This is a genomic window from Alcaligenes nematophilus, assembly GCF_026344155.1.
GTDB lineage: Bacteria > Pseudomonadota > Gammaproteobacteria > Burkholderiales > Burkholderiaceae_B > Alcaligenes > Alcaligenes phenolicus.
On record NZ_JAPKMZ010000005.1, the window covers coordinates 127,150 to 140,352 of the forward strand.

Sequence of the window (13,203 nt, forward strand, 5' to 3'; positions counted from 1 at the left end):
CTGCGTTGAAGTTAGTTGGAATCTAATGAGACCGAAAACGGGTGGCGCGCTTTTCGACTGCATCCAGCAGGAAGTACAGCGCCAGCCCCATGACGGCCAGAATGAACAGGGCGGAGAACACCCGCACCGTGTCGAACACCCCTTGGGCGCTCATGATCACAAAGCCCAGGCCACGCTGGGAGGACACGAACTCGCCCACAATGGCCCCTACCAAAGCCAGGGACAGAGCCACTTTCAGGCCCGCCATGATCGATGGCAGCGCAGAGGGCAGGCGCACTTTGAAAAACAGGGCAACCGGCCCGCCTTTCAAAACCCGGCCCAGGTCCAGAATGTCGGGCGAGACCGAGCGCAAGCCTTGCACCGTATCCACAATCACGGCAAAGACGGCGATCAGAAAAGCAATGGCCACCTTGGGCTCGTAGCCGGTACCCATCCAGACCACGAACAGCGGTGCCAAAGCCACTTTGGGAATGCTGTTGAAACCCACAATCAGGGGATAGCAAAAACGCTCGAAGAGCGGTGAACCCACGAGGGCGACGGCAATCAGCACGCCGCCTACGGCGGCCAATACAAATCCAGCCAGCGTGATGCCGAGCGTGTATAACGCTTGACCCATGTACCAACCCAGTTCGCCATACAAATCCTCCAGAATCAGCGAGGGGCGCGGCAAAATCACTTCCCGCACCTGACCCAGCCAACAAATTAATTCCCACGCCAACAGCACCACGACGGTAGAGACCACGCCCGCCAACCAGCTGGGCATGGAACGCAAGGCTTTATTCATGGCTGTCTCCTGCACCATCGGCAATGCCGAACAATTGACGGATATGAGCGACATGCCGGCCGAACTCCGGGGTCTCGCGCAAGGACAGCGGGCGCGGACGAGGAAAGTCGATCTTGATCTGCTCCAGAATGCGGCCTGGACGAGACGAGAACACCAGCACGGTATCGCCCAGGAAAACGGCTTCGGCAATGCCGTGCGTCACAAACAAGGTGGTGTTGCCCGTTTTCATCCAGATGCGCTGCAATTCGGCGTTCATGTTGTCGCGCGTCAGTGCATCCAGCGCACCGAAAGGCTCATCCATCAGCAGCAGGCGCGGATCATCCACCAAAGCACGGCAAATGGAGGCCCGCTGGCGCATGCCTCCAGACAACTGGCGTGGATAGCTGTCGGCAAACTGAGACAGGCCGGTCAAGGCCAGCAATTGATCCACCTTGTCCAGATAATCGGCCGTGCGCTTGCCGGCAAACTCCAAAGGCAAAAGAATGTTGTCGCGTATGCTGCGCCACTCCAGCAAGGCATCGCGCTGGAACACCATGCCCACCTGGTCGGGCGGGCCGCTGACGGGTTGCTGGTCTACCGTCAGGGAGCCGCTGCTGATGTTTTCCAGCCCGGCCACGCAACGCAGGAAGGTGCTTTTCCCGCAGCCGCTGGGGCCCAGAATGCTGATGAACTGGCCTGGTTGAATATCGACATTGATGCCGTCCAGCGCCAGCACATCACGCGCGCCCTCAAAGCGCTTGCGCACATCTTGAGAAAGTACCCGCGCCGCCATTACTTCAGCTCCAGACTGCTCAGGGATTGCGGGGTGACCACGCCGGACTGGTAATAGTCCGTGGCCTTCTGACCGGCAGGAATCAGCTCTACCCGTTCCAGCGTGGCAACTGTCTTGTCCCAGTCCGCAGGCTGGTTCACGCCGATACTGCCTTGCTCCACAGCCGGGCCAAAGTAGGTTTTAAGAATGTTTAGCTGGTCCAGCAAAATGGCTTTGTCCAAACGCGCATTGGGGCGTTGCGCCACAATCGCATCCACCGCTTCTTGCTCGTGACCGCTGTAAATGTAGTTCCAGGACTTGGCCACCACATTGGAGAAAGTCGCCAGCTCCTGTCCCCGGCTGGCTAGCTTGGCTTCGCTGGTGAACAGGCCAAAGCTGACCATATCCAGGCCGTGCTGGGCGAAAGGAATGGCATTGGAGGCGCGCTGACGCGACACCGAAGCCAGTACAAATGGAATGGTGGAGATCACGGCATCGGCCCGCCCCACCGCATAGGTCGCTGCCTTGCCAGCCGCATCCACACTCAGCAGATCCACATCGCTGCGACGCAAGCCGCCCGCCGCCAGAAACGCATCGACAAAAGGCGCTTCCAGAGAACCGGCGGTATAGGCGATCTTGCGTCCCTTCAAACCCTCCGGCCCGCTAATACCCGAATCCTTGGGCACCAACACGCCGATATCGCTGGACGTGGCAAAGGTGGCCAGCCCTTTGACTGGCAAGCCTTTGCTGCGTGCAATCACCATGGAGGCCAGCGCTGCCTGGCCCACATCAAAGCGATCACTGCCACCCACGATCTGCACCGCCGTGACAGAACCGTTGCCATCTTCCAGCCGTACATCCAGGCCAGCCTGCTTGAACCAGCCCTTTTCCACGGCCAGATGAAACGGTGCATGGACGGCCCAAGGGGTCCAGTCCAGCTTTACATTCAAGGGCTCGGCTGCCGCCCCCCAGGTGCTCAACAAGAAGGTGGCCCCGATTGCGAGGCGCACACGTCCCCCCAAAGCTTTACGCTCCGTCATCTCCTTACCCCCGTTTTATTTATCGTCTTGCGTCGTCTATGCGCTTATGAGCGCCGGAAAAGTCCCTTGAAGCGGTCCCACAAAATGCTGAAGAACATCTTGACCGGATTGAACTCGGCCACCACCGGCTCTTCACCTTCGGCCAGCGGTTTTTCCAGGCGCAGGTTCACGTTCTTGCCGAACTCCGCAATCATGCGGCGCACGAAATCCTGAACCAGCCCGGAGCGCGAAAACTGCGCCAGTGGCCCTTGCAGCGAATACACCAGCTCCACTTCCACGCGGCTGCGCGCTTCGCCATCCGGATTGACCTGAAAGCTGACATCGCCGCGGGCACGCGATTGGCTCAAGGAGTCCACGCCCTCACCGCGCAGCACGGCAGCACGGCGTTCGTTATCCTCTTCCAACGTGGCATTACCCTTGAAGGCAGCCGACATGGGGCCAAATTTGATGGCGATCTTGCCCTGTACCGTGGCCCCTTCCTGGGACTCGATAATCGCGCCGGGCAGACAGCCCGCCACTTTGGGCAAATCCTTCATGAAAGCCCAAACCTGATCGGCCGGGAAACGGGCATCAAAACCACCTTGAATAGCCTGGCCCTTTCCCTTGTCGGCACTGCCGGACGCGGCAGGTGCAGCAGCGGCCACCGGAGCGGGCGTCTGCACTTCTTCCTGTACCGCTTCAAAAGTCGTAAAGCCGTTCTGGTTCCAGTCTTGCTGCACGTTCTGCACCACGGCAGCGCGCAAGGCTTCTACCTGGGCATCGGGCTGATCGCGCAGGGCTTGCAGCACGGACAGAATGGCGGCTGTAATGCCTTGATAGCCGGTGCAGCGACAAATATTGCCGGACAACTCAATACGCACACGGGCTTCGTCTGCATCGGGCAAACGCAGCACGATGTCGCGGCTGGTCGCCAACATGCCAGGCGTACAGAAGCCGCATTGCAAGGCGTGTTTTTCCGAGAAAGCCGTACGCAGACGGCTCATGATCGGATCGTCATCGTAGCCTTCCACGGTGGTGACTTCGTGGCCATCACAAGCACCGGCAAAAGTGATGCAGGAGCGCACTGGACGGCCATCCACCAGCACCGTACATGCGCCGCACACACCGTGTTCACAGCTCAGGTTGGTGCCGGTCAAACGGCTTTTCTCGCGGATGAAATCACCCAGATGGGTGCGCGGTTCGGCCTCGTGCTTTTGCTGACGGCCGTTAACTTGAATCGAGATTTCTGCCATGTCTTAACCTTTCACACCCAGCGCTTGCTTCAGGCTGCGCTCTACTACCGTACGGAACAGCACCTGATGAGCTTCATCCCGTTGTGCCAGATACGGCTGCAAGGCCGCTGCAATCGTGTCCCCTTCCAGGACGGCGGCCCCTTGTGCAGCCACGTTCACGGCCAGTTCGGGCAAGGAGCGCGGGGCGCCTTCCATGGCACCAATCACTACGCGCGCCGTGCGTGTGGCCGGGTCGAAATAGCAGGCACAACTGGCATCGGCAAACTCGCCCACTTTGCGGGTAAATTTGTAATAACCCCAACGGGCCGAACCGGACACTTCAGGTACATCCACAGACTCGATGAACTCACCGGCTTCCAGCACCGTGGTGTAGGCAGCCAGCATGAATTCGCTCATGGGAACCGTACGGCTGCCTTGGGTTCCACGCACATTGATGCGTGCGCCCAGGGCGGCACAGGTCAGCACCCAGTCTGCCGCCGGGTCCGCATGGGCCAGGCTGCCACCCAAGGTGCCGCGATTACGCACACCCCGGTAAGCAATGCGGCCTGCCACTTTCTGCATCATGTGGCCGCGCAGCAGTTCGTGAATGCCATCTTCAATCTGGGCGTGAGTCACAGCAGCGCCGATACGCACTTGCCCTTTATTGGCCGTTACCTGTCGCAGCTCGGGCACTGCCGACACATCCAGCACTCGAGCAGGGCGCACCAGACGCAGATTCAACATGGGGCCCAGGGACTGGCTACCGCCCATCAAGCGCACGGCGGAAGGGTCGCTGCCATAAGCGTCCTGGATCTGTTTCAGGCTCTGGGCCTGTTCATACTCAAACTTGGCGGCCTTCATGCCTGAACCTCCGACACGGGCTGTTTATCTTGCTGATTGGCGGGCTGTGCTGCAGCGCGAATGGCGCTTAGCAGTCGATGCGGTGTCACGGGCGTGTGCGAGACCTGTGCTCCCGTAGAGCGCAAGGCATTATTAATGGCGGACATGATGGCGGCAGGAGGTGCAATCGCCCCGCCCTCGCCCATGCCCTTGGCACCAAACTCGGTATTGGGCGATGGGCTTTCCATGTGTTCGATATGAATATTGGGCACCTCGCAGGCACCGGGCATGACGTAGTCTGCCAGGGTCGATGCCAGCGGCTGAGCAAACTCGTCGTAGGGCATTTCTTCGTACAAGGCGGTGCCGATCCCCTGGGCAATCCCGCCTATGGTCTGGCCTTCCACAATCATGGGGTTGATCATGACGCCGCAATCTTCCACCACCACGTACTTGAGCACTTCCACCCCGCCAGTCTTTGGATCAACAGCCACCACCACGGCATTGCTGGCGTAGGTGAAGCTGCCGGTATCGACTTTGGGTTTGTAGCCTACGGATAGCTCCAGACCTTGCGGGTCCACGTCCTCGGGCAAATGCTGCGGATTGATGTACCAGGCATCCGCCACTTGGGCGATGCTGATTTGACGACCCTCGGCACTGAACATATCGCCTTGATGCTGCATGCTGTCCACATCAGTTTTCAGCATATGCGCGGCAATCTTGCGCACGCGCGGCAGCAGCTCTTTACAGGCCTTCGATACCGCTCCGCCGGACATCACCAGGGAGCGCGAAGCGTACGTGCCGGTAGAGAATGGCGTGCGGCCCGTATCGCCGTGCACCACTTTGATCTTGGCCACGGGAATACCCAGAATTTCGCTGGCGATCTGGGCAAACGAGGTTTCCATACCCTGGCCGTGCGAGTGCACACCCACACGCACTTCCAGCCCACCGTCCGGGGTCATGCGTACAAAAGCCTGATCAAAACCCGGAATCACCGCAGTGCCCCAACTGGCGAACACGGACGTACCGTGTGCGGACTGCTCGGTATAAGAAGCCACACCCAGACCAATCAGGCGACCATCGGGCTCACCCTTGGCCTGACGAGCCAGCACAGCCTCCACATCCACCGCAGCCAGAGCGCGGCGCAGGCTTTCTGGATAGTTGCCCGAGTCGTAATGCTTGTTGGCCACGTTGACGTAAGGCATTTGCTCGCCTTGCACCAGGTTCATCAAGCGAATTTCCCAGGAGGGCTTGCCGACCGCCAGGGCGATCTGATCCATCATCTGTTCAATAGCCAGGCAGACACCCGTACGGGCAACGCCACGGTACGGCATGAAGCCTGGTTTGTTGGTGCCCACACCGCGTGTGCGGCAGCGGTAGCCACGAAAATCGTAAGGACCGGGCAAGTTGCCCAGGGCCTGGCCTACTTCCAAACCCACGGTAAAGGGCCAGACCGAGTAAGCGCCACCATCAATATCAATTTCAGCATCCAGCGCCAGCAGGCGGCCTTCATTGCTGATGTGTGCTTTCAGGCGGTATTGGTGTTCACGGGTATTGGCGCCAGCAATCAAGTGCTCACGGCGGTCTTCCATGAAACGAAAGGGCTTGCGGAAGGTCTTGGCCAACCAGGCCACGCACAGCTCTTCCTGATGCAGCACGCATTTATAACCAAAAGCGCCGCCCACATCGGGGGAAATCACACGCACCTGCGCCTGATCCATACCCAGAAACTGGGCAATGCCTGTGCGGTGCATATGCGGGATCTGACTGCCGCAATACACCACCAGTTGATCGGCCTGGAAATCCCAATAGGCCAGAACGGCCTTGCCTTCCATCGGCAACATGCACTGACGCGACAGGCTGACCGAGTGCTCGATCACGCGATCGGCACGGGCGGCATGCTCTTCAAAGGCCACGTCCGAGCGCAGTGTCACAAACACATTATCCTGCCAGCCCTCATGCAGCAGATCACCCTGCGCGGCCAGCGAGGCCGGCACACTGCCGTAAACCGGCAGCTCGTCGTACAGCGCTTCAATCTCCTCCAGAACATCCTCGGCCACGGCACGGCTTTCACCAAAGGCCATGGCAACCGGCTCGCCCACATAACGCACACTGCCCGAGGCCAGCGGCGGCATGCTGGAGGCCTGGTAACTGGGCAAAGTGGAAGCGGCGTAAATATCCAGACAGTCCGGCATATCGGCGCGGGTAATAACCTGCGCACGTGCGCTGTCTTCAATATTGATCTGACGGATTCGGGCATGCGCCATGGGGCTGCGCAGGAAGGCGACTTCCTGCAGCCCTGGCATGGTCATGTTTCCGATGAAGTTGCCCCGGCCATTGAGATGGCGCGCATCCTCCTTGCGAAGAATACGCGCACCCACTCCTTGGCCACCCAGGCTTGACGGGTGACTGTGCTGACTCATTTCACTACCTTAAGAATGTGCTGCTTAACTGCGCTTGCCCAACTCGCTGAAGGTGAAGTTGTCCAGGGCGCTTTCAGCAACCCGGAACCAACTGGCCTCCTGCTCCTGGAAGGCCTTCCAGCTTGGATAAATCTTGGCAAAATCGGCGTTGCTATCCGACAGTTCCTTCCACAGTTCCTGGGACTTGTCGTAAGCGGCCTTCATGACGTCCTTGGGGAAGTAACGCAGCTTGGCCCCATCGGCCACCAGCTTGCGCAGAGCGCCGGGGTTCAAGGCATCGTACTTGGCCAGGCTGAGCATGGTCTGCTCATTACAGGCCGTCTCGAATGCTGCTTTGAAGTTGGCTGGCAAGGCTTCCCAGGCATCTTTATTGACCATGGTGGTCAGGGACGCACTGCCCTCGAACCAGCCGGGGGAATAGTAAAAAGGAGCGACTTTGTTCAAGCCCAGCTTTTCGTCGTCGTAAGGGCCAATCCACTCGGCCGCGTCGATCGTGCCTTTTTCCAGCGAGGAGTAAATATCGCTAGGAGGAATCTGCTGGGGCACGGCGCCCAGTTTGGACAGCACCATGCCGCCAATGCCACCGATACGCATCTTCAGGCCTTGCAGGCTGTCCAGGTCCTTGATTTCCTTGCGAAACCAGCCCCCCATCTGCACACCCACGTTACCCGCCACAAAGTTGACGATGTTGTACTGGCTGTACATTTCGCGCAGCAGTTTCAGACCACCACCGAAGTGCACCCAGGAGTTGTGCTGACGGGCATTCATGCCAAAGGACAAGCCGGTATCAAACGTTACGGCGGTGTTCTTGCCCACAAAAGCGGTACTGAGCACGTGGTTGCACTCGACCGTGCCGTTGCTGATGGCATCCATGTTCTGGGCATAAGGCACCAGCTCGCCACCGGGGAAAGCGCGGATTTCGAACTTGCCTTCAGTCAGTTCGCTGACACGTTTGCACAACGCTTCGGCCGAACCATAAATGGTGTCCAGGCTTTTGGGCCAGCCGGTAGACATGCGCCAGCGTACGGTGGGGCTGTTCTGCGCAATTGCAGGGGCGGCTACGGCTGCCAAACCCGCACCCGCAACCGTTGCCGATTTCAGCAGAAAACTACGACGCTCCATCACTCACCTCTTTGTATTTTTTAATGTATTTACACCCCTTGCTCGATAGGGGTCTGGGTAGTTTGCCCGCCAGTCTGGCTTGCAGCCCCGACAGCAACTGCCCGAACCTTGCCAAACCGTCCCCCCCGAGGGGCCAGACGGACGTTCCAAGCAGTGTCAGCACACTATGAAATTTACATTCACCGCTTCGATAATAGTAAGTGTGCTGATTAATTAATTTTTGGTCAAGCAGGGAAACTACTGACGCATGTCCTTGATGAGATAAAGGAAAGCATCATCAATAGCTTAAGCCTCAACTAGCGCAATCCCTTATAAAAACGATATTTGATTTTATAATTTATACAGTATACTGACTAATTGAAAGCACAACCCGGAGACAACTTTGAACTGGATAAAAATTTCCGAAACTGATGCCATCGACAACGAAGAGTCCCTGGCAATCGAGTGGGAAGGCAAGAAACTGGCCCTGCACAAACTGGATGACGAGTTCCACCTGACCGACAACGTCTGTACCCACCAATATGCCCTGCTGTCCGACGGCTATCTGGAAGACGGTTGTGTGGAATGTCCGCTGCATCAGGCCAAGTTCTGTTTGCGCACCGGCAAGGCGATGAACGCCCCTGCCACGGTGGACATCAAGGTCTACCCGCTGCGCATTGAAGGCAACGATATTCTGGCCGACTTCAGTCAGGCCTGAGCTTTTTTCTGCTGACGAGACCTGCAACATCATGGCACACCACACTTCCGTACTGATCATCGGCGCTGGCCAAGCGGCTTCGGTGCTGGCGCGCGAACTGCGCAGCCTGGGCTTTAGCGGCAGCATCACCTTGGTAGGGGATGAAACTCACCTTCCCTACGAGCGTCCGCCCCTGTCCAAAGACGTGCTCAAGTCCAGCGCGACCACTGACAGCGTGTTTTTGCAAAAAGCCGAGTTCTATCAAGAACAGAATATTGAACTCTTGTTGGGCACCAGCGTGCAGTCTCTGGATTGCGCCACGCGTCAGGCCAGCCTGAGCAATGGCCAGACCTGGAGCTTTGACCACGCGGTGCTGGCCACAGGCGGCGCGGCCCGCGAACTGGCTCTGCTGCCCGCCAGCCAGGCCAACGCCCTGTATCTGCGCACGCTGGACGATGCCCTGAGCCTGCAAGCCCGTCTGCATCCCGGTTTGCGCGCCCTGGTGATTGGTGGCGGTTTCATGGGTCTGGAACTGGCTTCAACTGCCAGTGAAACTGGCGCACAGGTCACCATCATTGAAGCGAATGAACGTCTGCTGGCCCGCAACGCCCCTGCCCTGCTGTCGCAATGGTTGCTGGAGCGCTTCGAGTCGCAAGGCATCACCGTGCGCTTGGGTCAGGGAGTGCGTCAGGCCCACTTTGCGGCAGAAAACGAGCACCCCGTTCAGCTGGAACTAAACGATGGCCAGATCCTGAATGGCGATCTGGCCATTGTGGCCGCCGGTCTGAGCGCGAACTCCGCCTTGGCGCGGGCCAGTGGTATCGCGGTAGACGATATGACGGCCGGGATTATTGTGGATCGCCAGGGCCGCACCAGTGTGGCGGGCATTTATGCCGCTGGCGATTGCGCCACCCAGATCTGCCCCGATACCGCCGTGCGCACGCGCACCGAATCCTGGCAGAACGCCAACGAGCAAGCCCGTCAGGTGGCCCACGCCATTGCCGGGCAGGATGCTCCTGTTGCACCTGTCAGTTGGTTCTGGACGGATGTGCTCGGTTGCAACATTCAAATGCTGGGTCAAGGCAGCCCGGATCTGGACTATCAGGTACGCGGCGTCATGGACAGCCAGGGCGATGCCATCAGCTTCATGCTGCTGGCATTTGAAGGCCAGCATTTGCGACACGCAATTGGCGTCAATGCCGGCGCGGATCTACGCGCTTTGCGCAGCGTCATGGAACAGAACTTGCCTGTGGACCCGGCCATCGTGCTGGACCCGGCCACCAAGCTGCGCCAGTACGTGAAAGAAGCGGCTCGTACGGCCCAAGTCTAAGAAAGAGAAGCGGCCTGCGCCGCCTCGTCATCACGAATCATTAAAGAGTTATCAGAGGAGAACCCCATGTATCAGACGCAAACGGTGATAGGCCAGACGGTCGGGTCCAAAGACCGCCCTGTCGAGGAATGCACCTGGCCCGAGGACGTGCTCAACACCATTCCGGACTGGGTCTACACCAGCAACGACATTTACAACCGCGAGATGGAACGCATTTTCCATGGTGACACCTGGAACTTTGTGGCCCTGGAGGCGGAAATTCCCGATTCGGGCGACTACAAGCGCTCGTATGTGGGTTCCACGCCAGTGGTCGTCGCTCGTGCGGAAGATGGCAGTATCAACGTATTTGAAAACCGCTGTGCACACCGTGGTGCCGAGTTCTGCCGCCACAATCAGGGCAATACCAATGAATTTGTGTGCCCGTATCACCAGTGGTCTTACAGCCTGAAGGGTGATCTGCAAGGGATTCCTTTCAAGCGCGGTGCGAATAAAGAAGGCGGCATGCCGCGCAGCTTCAAGAACTCCGAGCATGGTCTGAAAAAGCTGCATGTGACAACGCACAACGGCGTAATTTTTGCGTCCTACAGCGACAAGGTCGAGCCTATTACGGAATACCTGACGCCTGAAATTCTGAAGGATTTCGAGGCGGTGTTTCCCGGCAAGAAGCTGAAGATTCTGGGTTACTACCGTAACGAGTTGCCTTGCAACTGGAAGATGTACCACGAGAACCTGAAAGATCCTTACCACGCGACCTTGCTGCACTCTTTCCTGGTGGTGTTCGGTCTGCTGGTAGCGGGCAACAAGTCGCAGATGTATGTGGACCCTGTGCATGGTCGTCATGGCTATATGGCTTCGGCCAAGTCCGAGGACAAGTACGCCGAGGTCAGTGAGGACAACAAGAAGGAAATGCGTTCCTTTGTGGACGATATGCGTTTGCGCGATGAGCGTTTTCTGGACTACGTCAAGGAGTTTGATTCGCCGTGGTCGGTGACCATGCAGACGATCTGGCCCAACCTGATTGTTCAGCGCGAGATGAACACCTTGGGTGTGCGTCAGATCGTGCCCAATGGCCCCAACAGTCTGATCATGCAATGGACCATGTTTGGCTATGAGGACGATACCGAGGAGATGACTCGTCACCGTCTGCGTCAGGGCAACCTGATGGGTCCTGCCGGTTTCCTGGGTCTGGAAGACAACGAGGCCATGAAATTTGTGCAGGAAGGGGTACGTCGTTCCAGCAGCGAGGTGAACATCATCAAGCTGGATGAAAGCAAGCTGGGTACGTCCAATACGCTGATCTCGGAAGCGGCTATTCGCTCCATGTACCAGTACTACCGCCAAGTGATGGATCTGTAAGACGAGCTGACTTATGAAAATGGATTTTTCTTTCAAACCCGCCCAGGTTTCTGTTGAGCGCGCTTTGGCCTTGAAGGCGGAAATTGAGCTTTTCAATGCCGAGTACTGTGCCACTTTGGATCGTGGCAATGTTGAGGACTGGCCCATGTTTTTTGTGGAGGACGCGGTTTACCGGGTCACTTCACGCGAGAACGCGGATCTGAACTTGCCGGTAGGTCTGGTCTATGCCGAAGGGCGCGACATGATGCACGATCGTGCGGTGGCTATTGCCCGCACGCAGATGTATGCCCCGCGCTACATGCTGCATCTGGTCACGGATGTGCGCGTGATCAGCGAGGCTGACAATGGCGACATTGAGGCTGAAGGCAATTTCATGCTGATGCAGACTTTGGTGGAAGGGCCTTCCACGGTGCATCTGGTGGGTAATTATTTTGATACGTTCACACGTGTGGACGGTCGTTTGATGCTCAAGGAGCGTCAGGTGATTTTTGATACCTCCATCCTGGCGAATGATCTGGTGTTTCCGGTCTAAGCCCGGGGTTTGCTTCTGGTTTTAAAACTGTTTTTTGTGTGCTGTTTCCGAGCCACTTGAGTCAGAAGGTCTTCTGATTCCTTTGAGCACCCTTCTTTGTTGAGGGGTGCTTTTTTTTGCTTATTTATTGGGGCAAAGGGCTGATGCCTGGCGCAACGTCAGAGATATGAGGCTTTAGGGCTGGTAGCGCAGGTTCTGGGGGCCTATCAAGCCTGGAGGGAATTAAGGTTAATCAGGGGACCGGGGGTAAAAGAAGTCTCTGTGAAAACGCCATTCAGTCGGCCTGCTGGGGTGTCCGGGCTGAGCACTTGCCGGTGCTGCGCACCGGTGCCCTTGTCAGGAGATAGCTACGGGCGCATCCCGAACTCACCCGGTACTTGGTCCCCCGGACCAAGTACAAGCGTCGGGTTCAAACAGCAGGATGCTTGCACCCCTACGCTATCTCCTGCCCGCGGCAAGTACTCTGATCCGCCCTGACACCCCAGCAGGCCGACTGAACGGCTCACAATGGCTTTTTATCTACCAATCTCTTACGGACTCTTTGAACAAACAGGGCCTCGTGCCTTGCTCTTCTGTATTTCCTAAGCACCTATCGTTCTGCTCTTCAGCCCCCCTCCCTTCCGTTCTCCACCCATCCAATCTGGGCCCTTAATTTCATCCCACCTCTGCCAGTGCCGTTTGGGCTTTAACTCGTGTTGCTTGTTTTCTTGTGGGGCCCGGGTACGGCTTGGCGGGCGAGTCAGGGCTCTTGCCGCAGGCAGAGTGCTGGGGCGGGATGCAAGGGGCGTGCTGTTTGAGGAGCACGCTTGCGGTTTGTCCGGGGGACAAACCGCGCTCCGAGTTCACGACCCGCCCGCCCCAGCACTCTGACAAGGGTACCCACGCGCAGCGTGGGCAAGAGACCCGCCAAGACAAGCCGTACCCGGGCCCCACAAGAAAACTATCCGCCGCCCTCACGCAAAGCCCAAACGGCACGTCCAGAAGAAAGCCCTGACACCGTAATCCTTGCAAACCCACAACGCTGCCAAAAATAAAAAAGCCCCCGAGAGCCATACGGCTCCCAGGGGCACAGGTCCGATAGCCCGCCCCCAAGCGGCAGACCATCGATACTCAATTACAAGGCTATCAAAACAGACTTGTT

General features: G+C 58.0%; 11 protein-coding genes. 4 read left to right on the forward strand and 7 right to left on the reverse strand.

What is annotated here, in order from left to right:
• Positions 1–22 precede the first annotated feature (22 nt).
• Genes OSH04_RS14270 through OSH04_RS14300 form a run of 7 tightly spaced genes read right to left on the reverse strand, consistent with a single transcriptional unit; the run spans position 23 to position 8,168 of the window.
• Positions 23–784 carry an ABC transporter permease gene (locus OSH04_RS14270; RefSeq protein WP_009464034.1) on the reverse strand — a complete coding sequence of 254 codons (762 nt, stop codon included), beginning with the start codon at positions 782–784 and terminating at the stop codon, positions 23–25.
• On the reverse strand, positions 777–1,556 hold the full coding sequence (locus OSH04_RS14275; protein WP_009464036.1) for an ABC transporter ATP-binding protein: 780 nt from the start codon (positions 1,554–1,556) through the stop codon (positions 777–779). Before OSH04_RS14275 ends, OSH04_RS14270 begins: the two co-directional genes overlap by 8 nt.
• Positions 1,556–2,575, reverse strand: a complete 1,020-nt coding sequence (locus OSH04_RS14280; protein WP_137431454.1) for an ABC transporter substrate-binding protein — start codon at positions 2,573–2,575, stop codon at positions 1,556–1,558. The genes OSH04_RS14275 and OSH04_RS14280 overlap by 1 nt, the downstream gene beginning before the upstream one ends.
• 44 nt (positions 2,576–2,619) lie before the next feature.
• Entirely contained in the window at positions 2,620–3,807 is a 1,188-nt protein-coding gene (locus OSH04_RS14285; RefSeq protein WP_083054524.1) for a xanthine dehydrogenase family Fe-S subunit, read from the reverse strand.
• A 3-nt stretch (positions 3,808–3,810) separates the two neighbouring features.
• Positions 3,811–4,647 carry an FAD binding domain-containing protein gene (locus tag OSH04_RS14290; RefSeq protein ID WP_009464042.1) on the reverse strand — a complete coding sequence of 279 codons (837 nt, stop codon included), beginning with the start codon at positions 4,645–4,647 and terminating at the stop codon, positions 3,811–3,813.
• Positions 4,644–7,046, reverse strand: coding sequence for a xanthine dehydrogenase family protein molybdopterin-binding subunit (locus tag OSH04_RS14295; RefSeq protein WP_226348414.1), 2,403 nt, complete (start codon positions 7,044–7,046; stop codon positions 4,644–4,646). The genes OSH04_RS14290 and OSH04_RS14295 overlap by 4 nt, the downstream gene beginning before the upstream one ends.
• Positions 7,047–7,070: 24 nt before the next feature.
• Positions 7,071–8,168, reverse strand: a complete 1,098-nt coding sequence (locus OSH04_RS14300; protein WP_035273653.1) for a TRAP transporter substrate-binding protein — start codon at positions 8,166–8,168, stop codon at positions 7,071–7,073.
• A gap of 382 nt (positions 8,169–8,550) precedes the next feature.
• On the opposite strand from OSH04_RS14300, the gene OSH04_RS14305 reads away from it, so the two are divergent.
• The 4 genes from OSH04_RS14305 (at position 8,551) to OSH04_RS14320 (ending at position 12,062) form a co-directional block, all read left to right on the forward strand.
• Positions 8,551–8,865, forward strand: coding sequence for a non-heme iron oxygenase ferredoxin subunit (locus OSH04_RS14305; RefSeq protein WP_009460854.1), 315 nt, complete (start codon positions 8,551–8,553; stop codon positions 8,863–8,865).
• A 31-nt stretch (positions 8,866–8,896) separates the two neighbouring features.
• Positions 8,897–10,174: an NAD(P)/FAD-dependent oxidoreductase gene (locus OSH04_RS14310; RefSeq protein WP_266108734.1), complete on the forward strand. Its 1,278-nt coding sequence runs from the start codon at positions 8,897–8,899 to the stop codon at positions 10,172–10,174.
• A gap of 66 nt (positions 10,175–10,240) precedes the next feature.
• Positions 10,241–11,530 (forward strand): aromatic ring-hydroxylating dioxygenase subunit alpha, encoded by a 1,290-nt coding sequence (locus OSH04_RS14315; RefSeq protein ID WP_009460850.1) that lies wholly within the window; start codon positions 10,241–10,243, stop codon positions 11,528–11,530.
• 13 nt (positions 11,531–11,543) lie between these two features.
• Entirely contained in the window at positions 11,544–12,062 is a 519-nt protein-coding gene (locus OSH04_RS14320; RefSeq protein ID WP_009460849.1) for an aromatic-ring-hydroxylating dioxygenase subunit beta, read from the forward strand.
• Positions 12,063–13,203 lie beyond the last annotated feature (1,141 nt).

Excerpts from the sequence above, each read along its gene's own strand:
- OSH04_RS14270 (WP_009464034.1), bottom strand. The coding sequence starts at position 784 with ATGAATAAAGCCTTGCGTTCCATGCCCAGCTGGTTGGCGGGCGTGGTC.
- OSH04_RS14275 (WP_009464036.1), bottom strand. The coding sequence starts at position 1,556 with ATGGCGGCGCGGGTACTTTCTCAAGATGTGCGCAAGCGCTTTGAGGGC.
- OSH04_RS14280 (WP_137431454.1), bottom strand. The coding sequence starts at position 2,575 with ATGACGGAGCGTAAAGCTTTGGGGGGACGTGTGCGCCTCGCAATCGGG.
- OSH04_RS14285 (WP_083054524.1), bottom strand. The coding sequence starts at position 3,807 with ATGGCAGAAATCTCGATTCAAGTTAACGGCCGTCAGCAAAAGCACGAG.
- OSH04_RS14290 (WP_009464042.1), bottom strand. The coding sequence starts at position 4,647 with ATGAAGGCCGCCAAGTTTGAGTATGAACAGGCCCAGAGCCTGAAACAG.
- OSH04_RS14295 (WP_226348414.1), bottom strand. The coding sequence starts at position 7,046 with ATGAGTCAGCACAGTCACCCGTCAAGCCTGGGTGGCCAAGGAGTGGGT.
- OSH04_RS14300 (WP_035273653.1), bottom strand. The coding sequence starts at position 8,168 with ATGGAGCGTCGTAGTTTTCTGCTGAAATCGGCAACGGTTGCGGGTGCG.
- OSH04_RS14310 (WP_266108734.1), top strand. The coding sequence starts at position 8,897 with ATGGCACACCACACTTCCGTACTGATCATCGGCGCTGGCCAAGCGGCT.
- OSH04_RS14315 (WP_009460850.1), top strand. The coding sequence starts at position 10,241 with ATGTATCAGACGCAAACGGTGATAGGCCAGACGGTCGGGTCCAAAGAC.
- OSH04_RS14320 (WP_009460849.1), top strand. The coding sequence starts at position 11,544 with ATGAAAATGGATTTTTCTTTCAAACCCGCCCAGGTTTCTGTTGAGCGC.